The organism is Marinarcus sediminis (SeqCode) (assembly GCF_048571275.1).
GTDB lineage: Bacteria > Campylobacterota > Campylobacteria > Campylobacterales > Arcobacteraceae > Marinarcus > Marinarcus sediminis.
This window is the reverse complement of sequence record NZ_CP182357.1, coordinates 960,635-976,430: the sequence shown is the minus strand read 5'-3', so window position 1 is coordinate 976,430 and position 15,796 is coordinate 960,635. Positions and strand designations below refer to the sequence as shown.

15 protein-coding genes are annotated in these 15,796 nt (G+C 33.0%); 2 read left to right on the top strand and 13 right to left on the bottom strand.

What is annotated here, in order from left to right:
• From ACNI3C_RS05010 to ACNI3C_RS04970, 9 genes are all read right to left on the bottom strand, one after another.
• A complete protein-coding gene (locus ACNI3C_RS05010; RefSeq protein WP_419771154.1) occupies positions 1–825 on the bottom strand; it encodes an NADH-quinone oxidoreductase subunit C in 825 nt (274 codons plus the stop codon).
• On the bottom strand, positions 825–1,334 hold the full coding sequence (locus ACNI3C_RS05005; RefSeq protein ID WP_419771153.1) for a NuoB/complex I 20 kDa subunit family protein: 510 nt from the start codon (positions 1,332–1,334) through the stop codon (positions 825–827). The genes ACNI3C_RS05010 and ACNI3C_RS05005 overlap by 1 nt, the downstream gene beginning before the upstream one ends.
• Complete coding sequence (locus ACNI3C_RS05000) at positions 1,316–1,705, bottom strand: NAD(P)H-quinone oxidoreductase subunit 3 (protein WP_419771152.1); 390 nt, start codon at positions 1,703–1,705, stop codon at positions 1,316–1,318. The genes ACNI3C_RS05005 and ACNI3C_RS05000 overlap by 19 nt, the downstream gene beginning before the upstream one ends.
• Before the next feature lie 313 nt (positions 1,706–2,018).
• Complete coding sequence (locus ACNI3C_RS04995) at positions 2,019–3,752, bottom strand: ATP-binding protein (protein WP_419771151.1); 1,734 nt, start codon at positions 3,750–3,752, stop codon at positions 2,019–2,021.
• Between the two features lie 2 nt (positions 3,753–3,754).
• Positions 3,755–4,111, bottom strand: coding sequence for a hypothetical protein (locus tag ACNI3C_RS04990; RefSeq protein WP_419771150.1), 357 nt, complete (start codon positions 4,109–4,111; stop codon positions 3,755–3,757).
• A 40-nt stretch (positions 4,112–4,151) separates the two neighbouring features.
• Positions 4,152–5,069 carry an AEC family transporter gene (locus ACNI3C_RS04985; RefSeq protein ID WP_419771149.1) on the bottom strand — a complete coding sequence of 306 codons (918 nt, stop codon included), beginning with the start codon at positions 5,067–5,069 and terminating at the stop codon, positions 4,152–4,154.
• An 80-nt stretch (positions 5,070–5,149) separates the two neighbouring features.
• Complete coding sequence (locus ACNI3C_RS04980) at positions 5,150–5,449, bottom strand: SEL1-like repeat protein (RefSeq protein WP_419771148.1); 300 nt, start codon at positions 5,447–5,449, stop codon at positions 5,150–5,152.
• A 46-nt stretch (positions 5,450–5,495) separates the two neighbouring features.
• Entirely contained in the window at positions 5,496–6,005 is a 510-nt protein-coding gene (locus tag ACNI3C_RS04975) for an NADPH-dependent FMN reductase (protein WP_419771147.1), read from the bottom strand.
• 124 nt (positions 6,006–6,129) lie between these two features.
• The gene (locus tag ACNI3C_RS04970) at positions 6,130–7,077 is read right to left on the bottom strand and encodes an Abi family protein (protein ID WP_419771146.1); all 948 of its coding nucleotides are present in this window, start codon (positions 7,075–7,077) and stop codon (positions 6,130–6,132) included.
• Positions 7,078–7,781: 704 nt separating this feature from the next.
• Between ACNI3C_RS04970 and ACNI3C_RS04965 the strand changes: the two genes are divergently transcribed.
• On the top strand, positions 7,782–9,164 hold the full coding sequence (locus ACNI3C_RS04965; protein WP_419771145.1) for a DNA cytosine methyltransferase: 1,383 nt from the start codon (positions 7,782–7,784) through the stop codon (positions 9,162–9,164).
• A 1-nt stretch (position 9,165) separates the two neighbouring features.
• Here the strand turns inward: ACNI3C_RS04965 and ACNI3C_RS04960 are convergent, their stop codons facing one another.
• The 4 genes from ACNI3C_RS04960 to nfo form a co-directional block, all read right to left on the bottom strand.
• Entirely contained in the window at positions 9,166–10,110 is a 945-nt protein-coding gene (locus tag ACNI3C_RS04960; RefSeq protein ID WP_419771144.1) for a hypothetical protein, read from the bottom strand.
• Positions 10,111–10,121: 11 nt separating this feature from the next.
• A complete protein-coding gene (locus ACNI3C_RS04955) occupies positions 10,122–10,361 on the bottom strand; it encodes a helix-turn-helix domain-containing protein (RefSeq protein WP_419771143.1) in 240 nt (79 codons plus the stop codon).
• A gap of 300 nt (positions 10,362–10,661) precedes the next feature.
• On the bottom strand, positions 10,662–12,611 hold the full coding sequence (locus tag ACNI3C_RS04950; protein ID WP_419771142.1) for a hypothetical protein: 1,950 nt from the start codon (positions 12,609–12,611) through the stop codon (positions 10,662–10,664).
• A gap of 148 nt (positions 12,612–12,759) precedes the next feature.
• Positions 12,760–13,605, bottom strand: a complete 846-nt coding sequence (gene nfo / locus ACNI3C_RS04945) for a deoxyribonuclease IV (protein ID WP_419771141.1) — start codon at positions 13,603–13,605, stop codon at positions 12,760–12,762.
• Positions 13,606–13,776: 171 nt separating this feature from the next.
• Between nfo and ACNI3C_RS04940 the strand changes: the two genes are divergently transcribed.
• Complete coding sequence (locus tag ACNI3C_RS04940; protein WP_419771140.1) at positions 13,777–15,729, top strand: EAL domain-containing protein; 1,953 nt, start codon at positions 13,777–13,779, stop codon at positions 15,727–15,729.
• Positions 15,730–15,796: the final 67 nt, after the last annotated feature.

Genomic DNA, 15,796 nt, shown 5'->3' with positions numbered 1-15,796 from the left:
TTACCTTCTCTTCTTTAATTGAACCGATTTATTTTCATCAAGTTCTTTTATAATTCGTACACCAAAGAGTCCAACACCACCCTCTTCTTGATACGCCAATGGAGTATGTTCTGGCTCTTTACCATTGGTAATATCTACACCAAATGGCACTTCATGTCCCAATCGTGCAAATCGTGTGGTGTCATATCTGTCCACAGCTGCAGGATCTCTTTGTTCTGGGCCAATCACATCTCTGGCCTCTTTTCCAAAAATTTTGTCAACTTCATACCAAGAAGCCGCTTCATCCCCGTGAAGCGGATAGGTTTTTCGTAACGGGTGATCATACCAATCATCGGGCATAAGAATTCGTTTTAAGTTGTGGTGATTGATGACATTCACCCCATACATATCGTACATTTCTCGTTCACTCCAGTTGGCCATTTTAAACACCGACTCAATACTTTGAAGGGGCTCTTTCTCTTGGATAAAACACTTCACTCTCATTCGTTTGTGTTTACTCATTGAAAGCAGTTCATAAAAAATTTCAAAACCACCTCTTTGGGCAATATAGTCAATCGCAGAGAGTTCCATCATCATGTCATACTCTAATTGCTCTTTAAGATAGGTTGCTGTTTTAATGTTGTCTTCTGCTTGAATATAGACAACCAAATGACCATTTTCAAGGTACGCTTCGCTTATGGCAACTTCTGTTTTAAGGGCTGCTAAATCTGCACTAAATTGTTCATCACTGCTCACATCAAGTCGAGCAAGTTGTGGAACCACGTGAAATCTGTCGTTGTAGTATGATTTTTTTTGTACATCATCTTTAGGCGTATATTTTCTCATTACACTAACCTTTTTCTTGGCATCGCTTTAGAAGCGGGTTCTCTTCGGATCTTTTTTTGTAACATCATCAACGCATATTGAAGTGTTTCAGGACGGGGTGCACACCCAGGAAGATAGATATCTACAGGAACAACGCGATCGGCTCCTTGAACGGTGGCATAAGTATTAAACATTCCCCCCGTATTTGCACAACTTCCCATAGAAATTACCCATTTAGGATCGGGCATTTGGTCATACAATCTTCGCATAAATTCCGCGTGTTTTTTGGTCAGTGTCCCCGCAATTACAATCACATCTGACTGTCTTGGACTGGCTCTAAAAATGGTTCCAAATCGGTCGAAGTCGTATCGACTCGCACCCGTTGCCATCATCTCAATTGCGCAACAGGCCAAACCGTATGTTAAAGGCCACAAAGAGTTACTTCTTCCAAAATTTATAAATTTATCAATAGAAGTAAGCACAATGGGTGCCCCGCCATTTTGTAAATAATTTACTTTATGCTGTGCCATTCAAGTGCTCCTTTTTTCCACGCGTAGATAAACCCGATTGTCAATAAAACAATAAACAAAATCATCTCAATAAATCCAAACCATCCCAGTACTTTAAAATCCACTGCCCAAGGAAACATAAAGATAATCTCTACATCAAACAGAATAAAAAGCAGTGCCATGAGGTAGAATTGCACCGAAATAGTATTGGGTTGTTTTGTCACCTCTGGTCCACATTCATACAGAGTTGATTTAAGTTTTTCAGTGTCCAAACGTGCCAGTCTTCTACTGACCAATCTGGCTAAATAGACGGTTGCTATAAATGCTCCAAACGTCAAAAGGAACATTACAAAAGCTCCGAAATACGGATGAGAAAAATCCATATGACTCATATTATCTCCTTAAAAGAGTTATGAAATATAATTACATTTTGTAATAATTGACTTATAGTACCTAATTGCTACTAAAACGCTACTAAAGAATTCGCAAATATTTTTTTATTTTTTAAAAGAAAAAATTGCCTACAAGTAGCCATTATGTGGTTACTTGTAATAAAAAAACATTTTTTTGTCACAAAAAAATGTATTGATTTACGACCTTTTTGATTACCAAAAGATACACTTTAAAAGGGTGAAGATTTAACCAAAGTTTATGAAGAAATAGAGACAATTGTTCAGCGTCCAAAAGCTTTGGACACCGATTAAATTAGAAGAAACCGACTTTACTCTCTTTGTCAAATTGAGATTTTATCTCTTTTTGGATTTGCTCTATAAATGTATCGAGTTTAAACACCGGTTCATCTTCAACAGCAACTTTGTAAGCCGTATTTTTAATGACCATCTCAATTTGCCCTCCCGTTAAAGAATAATCGGCAAGTTTTGTGATGTCAAACCCCTCTTCTAATGGCAAATTATCGGGTAATAGTTTTTTCCAAAGTTCTAATCTCTGTTCCTCATTGGGTTTTGCAAACTCTATTTTATAGTTAAATCTTCTCGAAAATGCTTTATCGATGTTCTCAAGTAAGTTTGTAGTTGCAATAAGTATACCGTCAAAGCGCTCGATTTGCTCTAAAAAGATATTTTGCATTTGATTGTGCATTTTTTCACTGCCCGACATGCCTTCGCTTGTTCGTGCACCCAAGAATTGATCCGCTTCATTGAGCAGTAAAATCGGCTCAGTTTTGGTCTTTTGTGTCAAATCTCGGTAGGTATCAAAGATATTTCGCACATTTTTTTCGCTCTCTCCTACATACATTGAGAGTATTTTAGAACAGTCAAAACTCAACACTTGTTTTTTCAAAGATTTTGCAAGTGCCAAAGAGGTGATGGTTTTTCCTGTACCAGCAGCTCCATAAAAGATGATTCTTGCATCTATGCCTCTTTTTTTATCTTTAATTCCCCACGTTTTGAGTAAGTTGATGACATTTTTGTCAACTTGTTTGAGCAAATCATCTAATGTGGCTCGTGTTTTTGGGTTTAAAACCACATCATCTAAGGTTTTAGTTGAAGAGATCAGTTCAAACATATCTTGCTCTTTAATGAGTGAATCCAGTTTGATTTTGTCTTGTCGTGTCTTCTTTTTTGTGGGGTGTGAGATTTTATATAAAATTTCATCAGGAATATAGAAATTTCTGTTAATGCCACCAAAAGGAGTCAGCATCTCATCGTAATCAATCAAACCACTTGAAACCAGTTTTGAACTCTCTTCAAGCAAACTTCGGTGTTTGATTTTTTCGTAATCATCACTTGAAACCAATTCAATAAGCGTGTTCATGTCTCGAATCGATTCATCGCCTCCCGCATACTCCTCTTTTAAAAGGGCTAAAAAGAGCATCTGCTCTTGTTCAGAGAGTTCATACTCTTTGAAAAACCCTTCGAGCATGATTTCATTTGGAGTGACTTTTACTCTCTCTTTGATTCTGTTTTCAAGCATGGTCAGCTTCGATTTGAGTCGGTTGATATTGGGACTGCTGGCATCAAAATTGTGTTTAGAAACATTGAGTTTTTGTGCAAGGTCAATTTTGAAAAACTGATCTTGCAGATACTCTAAGTTGTCGCTGTACTGTTTGACTTCTGGCAAAACAAAATCAATTGTACCGCCCTCAATGAGTTTTAAAAAACTGGTACTAAGCGTTACACTGGAGTTAAGCAGTTCAAGTTTGGCCATTTCACTGAGTTTGAGGTGATTGAAACTGCTTTGTACAATCCAACCCAACTCTAAAAGCGATTTAATTAAGTTAAGTTGTGGCAAATGTTTGTAGGTTTTTACGTCATAAAATTCGCCTAAAATATCTACAACCAAAATAATGTCATTGCCGATGATATACTCTTTGAGCATATATTGTAAAATTTTGGCTTCCTCTGAAGAGCACTTCAGTTGCACATAAATTTCACTGTTTTCAATATCTGTTGTTGTGATAAACTTAATTATTTCATCCATATTTATTTCATATCCTGTAGTTTTTTATCGTATATTTTCATTATCTGCACATCTTTAAACTCTAAGACATAGTTTTGATTTGCTGTGCTCAAAATGAGTTTATTCTTTTTTTGTTCTTTATGTTGTATTTGTTGGTACAAAATATACTCTTTGTTTTTCTCAATATCTAAAGAAAAACTGTTTTTAATGCTTAAAATACCCTCTTGACATAACCCTTTATATGTTCCATAAGAGTAGACTATCTCTTGACAATTTTGTGCTTGCAAATAGTTCTTTATCTTCTCAATATTACTGTTGTCGTACATGTTTAAAGAGATCATCACCAAAGCAATAAATGCAATTAAAATAATAAAAATCATTGTAATCCTTTATTCTTTTAAGATGATACTCAAAATCATCTTAAGTATTAATTGCACTTAAAACAAGCCCAATGGTGAGCATTGAAACCAAGGTTTGTACCGTTATAATGGAGGACATCAGCTTCAAATCACCGCCAAGCTGTCTCGCTAAAATGTAACTTGAACTCGCTGTAGGCATAGAAGCAAACAGAACCAAAACAAAAAGCGCCTCTTTGCTGACTTCACACCAAGAGCCCACAAAAAATATCAATACGGGGAAAATCACAAGTTTTAACAGTGTTGCGATAAAGAGTTCAAATTTGGCACTGCTCATATGTGAAAGTTCTAAGCCAACCCCCACAGACAACAGCCCCAAAGGAAGTGCGGCTGCACTTAAAATAGAGATGGTATTGACCGCCGCTTGAGGTAAAACCATGCCACTGATATTAATTGCTCCTCCCACAAAACACGCCACAATCAAAGGATTGGTTAAAATAGATTTGGCAAATTTTACAAAATTTAAATCATCTTTATTGATATAGTATGAAAAGGCTCCAATACACAAAAAGTTAATAAAGGGTATGGCAAAAGCAATTAACACAGCTGCAATGACCAACCCCGCATCACCTAAAAGCGCATCTATTAATGCCAAAAAAACATAGGTATTAAAACGAATAGCCCCTTGAATAATAGAGGTAAAAGCTTTACGCTCTATTGTTCTAAAAAAGCCAATAGCAACAGTAAGAAAAAGCATAATTAAAATAGACAACAAACCACTTGCGACCACATTTAAGCTGTTGACTTGCGTCAAATTTGCCATTGATAATTTGTAAATTAACAGTGCAGGAAAAAGAATATAGTACGTAAATCTGTCTGCCATTGGCCAAAACTCTTGCGAAGGAAACTTCACTCTTTTTAAAAAATATCCAATGGAAATAAGAGCAAAAATAGGGATAAGTGTTGTTGAAATGTTTTGCATGAATCCTCTTTAAAAAGAGTGATTATACCATAGAATTTGTGGATGCCTCTTGGTTAAACCATAAGAAAAAAGAGAAATATTCAACCCTTGTTATTCAAACGACTGAAACGGCACTCTTTGGCATCTTGTTCACAAGCTATAGAGAAGTACTCTTGAGCTTTTTGATTACAAGGATTGATACCTTGACCTTGTTTGTACATCACAGCTAAGTTATAACACCCTTGCTTGTTTCCGTTTTTACATGATTTGTCAAACATATACAAAGCCATTGGGTAATCGCCCTTTTTATAACTTGTTAATGCTGTGTCAAAATCACTGCCCAATAAAAAAAGAGGAAAAATAAATATCAAAAAAAACAGTTTACTTTTTTGTCGCTTCATTTTTACCTTTCTTTTTTAATATAACTTAATAGTAACAAAAGTATCTTTAAACTTTTGAAAGCTTCATTAACTGTAAAATCATATTTTTTGCGCTCTCTTCATTTAAAGGCTTCTCATATGTCGTTAAAAGTTCTCGTGCTAAAATGTTGGCACCTAAGTGTTGAAACATAATTCTCATGGCTTGCAAACCTTTTGCTCCACCGCCACCACTGTGTGTGGCTAAGCCTACAATCTTTTCATTAAACGCATCTCGCCAATCTTTTGTTGCGCGTGAAGTCCAAGCCATGGCGTTGTTAAGAACAGGAGGCATAACCCCATTGTATTCAGGTGCAACAATGATAAACGCTTTGAGTGACAGTATTTTTAACGCCAAATCTTTTGCTACATCAGGAACCCCGTTTCTCTCTTCTTCAACCGTACTGTATAACGGCAAATTCAAATCCACCAAATTGATCAACGACACATCACACTTCAACTTTTTTGCCAACTCTTCAAGCCGTAACCCCAACTGTTGATTGTTGTTCGCACTCGCAATCAATATTCCAATTGTTGCCATGAATAAAATCCTTAAATATGTTTTGAATATGTAATTTTATTCACTTAGAATAAGTTTGGCATTAATTTTAAAAGATGAATTTTTTTGAAAGGAAGTTTAAATGTGGGGAGGGCTGAAAGTTGGATTACTCTTTCCAAATAGGATTTTCTTCCCAATTATTGATAAAACCCATTTGTTCAATTTTGATATTTGGATATTTTTGTAAAAGGTTTTTTAATTTCATTTTGAATTCAACTTCATCTTCTCCTATACATGTCAAAAGATATTCAATGACACTTAATGAAAAAAAGAGTTTATTTTTACTTTTTTCCATCTTTTCAAATGAATCAAACCCTTTTGGGATTTCAAAACTGACACCCAATGTTCTGTTCCATAATCTACTGTGATGAGCACAAATATTTCTTACACTTGATAACGCATGAAACCATTTATAAAAAACCAGTTTATTGATGCCTTTTATCTTTTGTATCACTTCGTTTTGTTCTTTTTCTTTTAAAATCATATAAAACTTTGAGAGTGTTCCAAAAGAAATTATTTCTACTACACTCCAAACGGGTAAATCATATGAATTGTATTTTTCTTTAAAATGTTTAATAAAAAACTCTTTTGATCTGCTTTTTTCTTTTAATATATCAGCTTGTAATTCATCAAATTTTTCAATCTTATTTTCTCTGAAATTTTTTAATTCAAGATAACCAAATGCATCATAACTTTGAGAATGAAAATAAGCAATTTGTGTTCTAAAATATATCTCTATACTTTCAATGGCTTCAAAAACTATTTTTCTAAGTTCACAATCAAAATAATACAACGATAAAATATCTTCAAATGTTGTATTAAAAAGAAATTGATTTTTATTTATTGAATTTTTGGGATATTGAAAAGGTAAGAAGTAAGCACTCATTCTATAATAATTAATATGTTTTAATTTAGTTAACACAAAATCGTCATTAGTGATTTTTAGTTTTCTCTCTTTTAAAATTTGCAATTGCTCTTCAAAAGTTTTATGTTTTTTCTGATACAAGTTTTCTTGATTTTTTATATTCCGAAGTTGGTCATGAAATGTAGACATTAAGAAGACCCCTTCTTTGGCACATTGCTAAGAGGTGGAAGAGGTGTGTTAGTAAAATCATAACTTAGGTTATCTTTAGGTGCACTTAAAAACATAGGTTACTCTTTAGATTAGATTAACGTTATTATACTAAAGTTACATAAAAGTTATATTTATATTAAAGACTTATTTGAATGAGTAAATATTTATTTTTTTGTAATGCATCATCGTTTATAGGGGTATTAAAACCAATAAAAACTATTAGTCTTTTAAAATATTTCATTTTGTAATATTTATATAAATTTTGATTTAACTAATTTTGAATCTCTCTTGAGCATCCTTCGGCTGTCTCGCTCTTTTGTCTGTACCAGAATTTAGTCACTTTGTTTCGGCATCTTCTTTGGTGGCAAAGAAGAAACAAGAAAGACACCAACTGCTTCGAAGCCAAAAGTTTCCTCGCTTATTAAAACTTCCATTTTATCCATTTTGGAATTTAGTCGTTTCACTTTAGCATCTTGCTTGTGAAACTCATAAAAAAAGTGAATTTATCACTCTTTTTCATTCACGCAATCCTCAGCTTTGTCCGAAATAAAAAATAAACATTCGAATTCTGTAGATGTTGAGATTTTATAACATCAAATATTCACCTTACTATATTAACAATAAATCAAAAAAGAAAATGGTACACTTCACTCTCAATAAATATTAGGATAATGTAGATAAATATGGGAAAAAAATTAAATTATATTGATCTTTTTGCAGGCTGTGGAGGATTATCATTAGGTTTTGAATCCGTAGGATTTAATCTTACATTTGCAGTAGAAAAATCTTCTATGGCAGGAGAAACTTTTTATCATAATTTAATTAAACAACTATTAGATGAAAATGAATGGAAGGAATTTTTAAAGCTCTCAGATAAGGAAAAATTATCTAAAAAACTTTTCATTGGTGAAACAATTGCTCTTTTAAAACAACCTGAATTATTAAATTCTATAAAAAATAAAATTGGAGACTTAGACTTAATCGTAGGAGGTCCTCCTTGTCAAGGTTTTTCACTTGCAGGAAAACGAAATCCTAAAGATCATCGAAATGAACTTCCTTGGCAATATCTTGAATATGTTGAAATCTTTCAGCCAAAAGTAGTTCTAATGGAAAATGTTGTTGGAATGAGACAAAAATTTAATAAATATGAAGAAGATGCTCCCTTTAAACAAATTAAAAAATATTTAGAAACATCTAATCCAAAATACATTGTCCAAGAATTACAACTGAATGCAATACATTATGGAGTTCCTCAAAATAGGCCAAGAGTTATGCTATTGGCAGTTAGAGAAGATATTGCAAAGAAAAAAAATCTTTATGCCACAAATAGTATTTGGTTTAGTGAACATTACTTTAAAAATAAAGAAACATCTCCACTTTGCCCAATTCCAACAAAAAAAGAAAATTTTTTCACAGTTAATGATGCTATTTCTGACCTAATTGGTAATGACTGGAATAATTCAGAATATTTAACTAAATTAAATAAAGAAAGCAATTTTTATAAAATTATTAACAATCCTTCTAAAAAGATTGAAAATCAAATTGAAAGAAACCATAATGAAAAAGTCACTCTAAGATTTAGTATTTATCAGTATTTACAATTGAACAATATACCTTCAAAAATATTTAATATTGTCTCTAAATATAATACTTCCCTTGATAATAATTACTTAGCAGAAATTGAAGCCTACATTAGTACATGCACTTTTCCTGCAAAAGCACCAAATGGAAAAATAATTGCTAAAAATAAAAAAGATTTTATTAGTATCATCTTAGAACTTGGGACAAAAAAACATTCACAAAGACCTTTAAAAATCGATGCTCCATCTCCAACAGTTGTCAGTATCCCTGATGATGTAATTCATCCAATATATCCTAGAACAATGACAGTAAGAGAACAAGCAAGATTTCAGTCATTCCCTGACTATTTTGAATTCAAGTCTAAAGAAACAACTGGTGGCATAAAAAGAAAAACAGAAGTTCCCCAATATACTCAAGTTGGAAATGCTGTTCCTCCTTTAATGGCTAGAGAAATTGCAAAGCATATTTATAAACTACTGAGTTAGCTTATAAATTGAAATAGCTAAATTCTGTATTAATATCAGGTAATGCATTCGTTAAAGATGTTCTAATATTTGGAATTATTCCAGCAGAAAAGTTTCTATTAAATATATCTTTAATTGAACTTGCTATGTTATTAGAAGTTGGATACCCCCAATAATTACCTCCAGATAACGTGCATACTCGTTTTACAGCAACTGAAGTTGATTTTATTTTGGCTCTATTTGTTGTCGGAACAGTAACAAAAGAATAAGAAAATCTATTAAAACTATTCAAAGAATAATTATTAACACCTACGCTAATATTATTTCTTTGAAACCCTTGTGCATTATAAACCATATCCCATAACATTGGTATTTGAGCATTATCATTCCAATTAGTTTTACATTGAATAACATTAATCTGAATATCGTTTGAATCTCTACTAACTAATTCATTTAATGCTTCTTTATATTTAAAAATATTATTTCTTCTGAACAAAGGTATATCAGTAAAAATAGGTAACCTACTCAGTTGTGTAATATCGCTACTATACTCAGCAGTATTTGGGAAAACTACAGCAATTAAATCTGCTTCAGTATTTGATGGAGAAGCCCCGTACATTACAGTTAATGCATCAGATATAGGATTTGGCATATTTGCTTTTTTTTGTTTAATTACAACTACATTTGTATTTATTAAACAAAAATTCAAATACCAACAAATTAAACCTTCCCATGTTGTACCAGCTGCACTTACCCCAGACTGTGTTCTTCCTGCACTTCGAGCATTCTTAAAAATCTCACCTAAATCATCCCCTAAATCTAAGATACTTTGAGCACAAACTTGCCCATTAATAAAGATTTTATCATTAATTTGTGCTTTCCATAAAGTATTCCAATTATTATTAAAAGAATTAACTTGAAATAGATCAGAAATAACTTCTTTTCTCAAATATTCTATTATATTCATTTATTCATCCCTTATTTAAAGAATTCTTCAATATTGACATCTAAAACGTATGCTATTTTGCCCAGATGTTCTACATTGAATCGGCTCTTATTATGATAAATTTCACCATTTGAAATTACACTAACACTTTTGTGTCCTATAGCATGAGATAATTCTAATTGACTTAATTTTTTTTCTTCTCTCAATCTTTTAACATTATCACCAATTCGTTTGTGAAGTTCATCAATATCGAATTCTTCAATATTTTTCATTTATGGATACCTTGTTATAAGAAGTTTTCTGATTTTATTATTAATAGTAATTTTCAACAACTTGCTATAACAAGTTATTAAAAGATAGCAGTAATTTAAATATAATTATTGAGTTAAATAAAGTTTTAGCTTTCAAACCCAAGACTTATTTAAATGAGTAGATTTGAAAATAAATCAAGGCGTGAAGAAAAGAATATCAAGGATTTTACTTGTTGTAAATGAGTTGGTATTCTTTTCTTTGCAACGCAGAGTTATGCACAAAGATGCTTATTAAAATAAGTCGTCATTCTGCATGAAAGTTTATCGCGCATAAACAAACCCCACATACCATCTCCCATCTGCATTATCTTGTTTATAAATTTTATAATCACTGGATGTCAGTTCCACTTCTGAGGTTTGTTTGGTTTGTTTTTTGATCTCTTTGAAGCTTTTAAACTCATCAATTGATCGGTTTTTTTCATACACGGTGTTGATTTTGGCACTGACCATATAAGCCAAATCATTTCGGGCATTGACTTTGGCTTCTTCTAGGGTTTCAGCTTCTCCATAACCAATAATCGCACCATTTGAGATTGGATTACTGAACCATTTTGGCACTTGTGCATTGACAGTTTTTGCTACTTGAATGTACCACATCTCTTTGGTTGACGTGTCTACAATGGTTTGGTCTTTTTGTTTGTATTTTTTGAACTTATTGGAAACATCTTTGGTGATGCTCTCTTTGGTTCCTTTGACCACAACCGAAACAATTTGTGGTTTGAAATTGATATTGGTGTATTGTGTTTCAAAACTTTGGTTTGAAGAGGTCTCTAAAATATCAAATCCCGACAACTCAATGGCGCTAGCAGTCGCTGTTATCTTAGGAATGATTTTAAAACTTTTGTTCTCTTTAATCTTTCTTGCCATGTTTGCTTGTACTGAAGCTACCACCTCTTGATTGAAATCTTTATTGTGAGAGTAGATGTTAAAATAGAGTTTTTCACGCTCGGCATCGTATTTGAACTCTTTGGCACCATACCCTGAGGTGTTCTCTAAAAACAGCACTTTTGATACCACCGGCAGGCTTTTTTTAAGTTCACTTAAGAGTCTGTTTTTCTTTGTACTGGTTTGCTCTAAATATTGCTCATACGCTTTTTGTAAATTGTCAATGTAGCTGTTTCTCTCTTCTACGTCTTGTGAATATTTTCGTTGCAAGTTTCTTATTTCACTCTCTCGTTCTTCTACTGCTTTTTTGACTTTTGCTTCAAATTCTCTCTGTTTTTCATATTCACTTTTAACCAATTTGGGAACGGCTGGAATGGCAGGTGGGGTGATTTCAGCGGGAATAAAAGGCAAAATATCTTCATATTTTAAAACATATCGATTGTTTTTTTCTATATTTTCAAGCAAATCCTCTATTTGAAGAGAGATGGCTTTCATGAGATGCTCATTTTTATACTTATTGAAAACATTAATCGACAACAAACGATTGCTCTGTTTTTCTAAGAAAATCACACCCGCTTTTTTGACCTCAGAAGTAAGCAGTTCACTGTATTTGTCTTCCAAATTCTCTTTAATGTCGCCTTGTTCTAAATAGATAACATCAAACCCACCTTCAAGGTTATATTTTGTTGAGAGCTCAAACAGTTGAGTTTTAAATGACTCAATGTTTGATATATAAATCGCCTCTTTGAAACTTTGGGCATCGAACATTTGAGTGTGCATATTTCCTGCTGTTACAAACGGAGTCATAAAGGTCAACATTCCCCACACAAAACGAACACCCATTTGAGTGCTGTCTACTTTGGTAAAATTGCTGTAACAGACCATTGGATTTTTTTTATTATGGTCAGCCATGCCAAAAGGCTCAACCATAAACACAGCTAACCAACCAGCTAAACTTCCTGTTCCACACTGTACATTTCTTGTAGAAGGTGAAAACAAGGGAGCGTATCCACTTGGGTAGATATAAAATTGCTCTTCATCCACAGCCCCATTGGTATAGCTGTGTTTTTTTGCATCGTAATAGTTACACAGCTTCTCATTGTTGTTGTAACACAGATATTTTAAACGGTAATCGTCGCTGTCCACATATGCTTTAAAGTTTTGACTTCCGCTGACACCTACATTAATTTTATCTTTTAATTGCTCTCTTTTGCTCTTTTCTATAGTCGTTATATTCGTTGACAAAGCCTCGTTATTGCTTGCACATCCACTTAAAAGAAATGAACTGAGTCCTAAAGACAAAAGTATTGTTTTGTAATAACCCATTTAAAATTCCTAGTTTTCATTATTATTTTGGTGGCTATTTTATTGGGTTTTAACTTAAAAAAAAATGTTTATTATGTGATATTGGCACAAAAGAAGAAATTTAAGGTTGAGGAAATTGAGGGGAAAATAAAAGAGAAAATCTTCTCTTTTATTTTTGAACTAAGTTGTAAAGGGCTTCTATCTCTTCTGCCCAGATGGTTTCATCTATGGTCTCTAACACCATTGGAATATCATCCATTCTCTCATCGTTCATAATAAACCCAAACGCATCCCAACCGATTTTGCCTTTTCCCAAAGAGTCGTGTCGGTCGACTTTGCTTCCTAACTCTGGTTTTGAGTCGTTGATGTGCATCCCTTTTAAGTATTGCCGTCCGACGATTTGGTCAAACTCTGCCCACGTTTTATCGTACGCTTCCCTTGTTCGTATGTCATAACCTGCAGTAAACATATGGCAGGTATCTATGCAGACTCCTACACGGCTTTTATCTTCAATTTTATCAATAATATGTGCCAAATGTTCAAATTTGTACCCCAAATTGCTGCCTTGACCTGCAGTGTTTTCTATAACCATAATGACATCTTTTGTGGCATCAATGGCTTTGTTGAGTGATTGAGCAATGTTATTTAAACACTCCTCTTCACTGATTTTTCGTAAATGACTTCCAGGGTGAAAATTGAGTCTGTCTAAACCCAAAATTTCGCATCGTTGTATCTCGCCAATAAAACTTTGCAACGATTTCTCTCTTGCTTCAATTTCAGGGTGTCCTAGGTTGATTAAGTAGCTGTCATGAGGCAAAATGTGTTTGGGCAATATCTTTGATTTTTCCAGCTCTTCAAACCACTTATCGATGCTCTTATTATCTAACTCTTTGGCACTCCATTGTCTTTGATTTTTTGTAAAAAGAGCAAACGCTTTTGCCCCTATGGCTGTTGCGTTGATGGGAGCATTAAAAACTCCTCCACTCGCGCTCACATGTGCACCGATGTATTTCATAAAAATTCCTTTGATTATTTTAAATTGTGTCATATTTTTAACATTTGATGTAAATATATGATACAAAAATCCTACTTTAAAGCAAATATACTATATAATTTTCGTTCATTTAAAAATATATATTTAATTAATAGTTTAAACTTTTATTTAGAAACAGTATAAAGAGAGTGCATGACAAAAACAACTACTTACAAAAAACTCATCATAAAAAGTATCTCAATTACTTTAGTCATTATGCTTGGTTTTGCTCTGATTTATGCGAACATTTTAAAAGAGGCTGCCCTAGAAAGATTGGTCAAAGTTGATGCCAAAAAAACCACAAAATTTGTCTTTCAAGCACTCTATTCAAGCATGTCTAAAGGGTGGACAAAAAGTGATTTGGCTTCGATTATTGAAGAGCTCAATGGAATTGACGAACATATGGTGATAAATATTTACAGAAGCGAAGAGGTCTCCAAACAATTTGGAGAAATTCAAAAAGATTTACAAATCAGAAATCAAAACCCTTTTGTACATAAAGCACTTACAAATGAAGAGAGTTTTAATTTAATTGGGGACTCAACCATAAAATACTACTACCCTGTAGTCGCACAAGATGAGTGCCTTAAATGCCACACTCAAACAGAAGCAGGCAAGGTTTTAGGTGTCATTGATATTTCCTATCCTATTACAGATTTACAAGTTTCATTGGCCTCTATTATTAACTTTTTTATTCTTTTTGTGATTACTTTTTCCATTGTTATATTTATTGCCTTGTTTGTGCGACTGGACAAATATTTAATTCAACCCATTAAAAAGTTTATTAACAGTGTCAATCAAATTTCAAGCAATAAAGATATCACTCAAAGAGTCATGATAGAACATGATATTCAAGAGATTCACTCCATGCAAAAAGTCTTTAACAATATGTTGGACTCGTTGGAGTATCAATTCTACAACGATGAACTCACCGCTTTGCCCAATCGTAAACGATTGCTTGAACAAATCAATGATAAAGAGAATGCCGTTTTAATGATTTTAAACATTGATAAGTTTCAAGAGATCAATGATTTGTATGGAGAAGATGTAGGTGATGAAATTTTACAAAATACCGCTGACTTATTAAAAAACAACATTCCTATCAATGCCATTTTATACAAACTTCATGCCGATGAGTACGCCATCTATTACAAAGCCGATTTGGATTATGAAGAGATCAACTCTTTTGCAGTACAACTCAATGATTTAATTGCAAACCACATTTACCGAGCCAATAACTCTGAAATATTTATCAATGCCACATTAGGGATTGCTTTTGGAACAAACTATCTGTTGAATAATGCAGACATTGCCATGAAAATAGCCAAAAAGAAAAAGAAAAAATATTTGGTTTATGAATCTGCCATGAACATTGAACATGAGTATGAACAAAATTTAAAGTGGTCGCATAAAATCAAAGAAGCCATTTACAAAAACCAAATTGAGCCACTTTTTCAACCCATCGTAAACACACAAACAAAAGAGATAGTCAAGTATGAAGCACTCATGCGAATCAAAGATGACAATGGCGATTACATCTCACCAATTCACTTTTTAGATTTGGCAAAAAAGAATAAACTCTATCCTGAATTGACACGCATTATGTTGGATAAAACTTTTGACAAATTTAAAGATTTGCCCTATCAAGTCTCTATTAATATCACCGTACAAGATATTTTAAATGAGATGGTGCATAAAACCATTTTAGCCAAACTCAAAGAGTATCAACTGGGCGATCAAGTGGTTTTTGAAATCATTGAGTCAGAAGGCATTGAAAATTTTGAAGAGGTATTAGAGTTTATCAATCAAGTCAAAAGTTATGGGGCTAAAATCTCAATTGACGATTTTGGAACAGGGTACTCAAACTTTGAATACCTCATGAAACTCAAAGTTGATTACATTAAAATCGATGCTTCGATGATTAAAGATATTGATACGAATAAAAACTCTCAATTGGTTACTCAAACCATTTTAGAGTTTGCGCGTAAAATGCAAATTGAAACCATTGCTGAGTATATTCACTCTCAAAATGTCTATGATATGGTTAAAAAAATAGGAATCGATTACGCACAAGGGTACTATTTTGGAGAGCCACAAGAGTTATAGTTTGAGTTTTTTAACTCAAACTTCCCATGGGTTTTTACCAAGAAGAGTAAAAAAATGAAAGATTTAT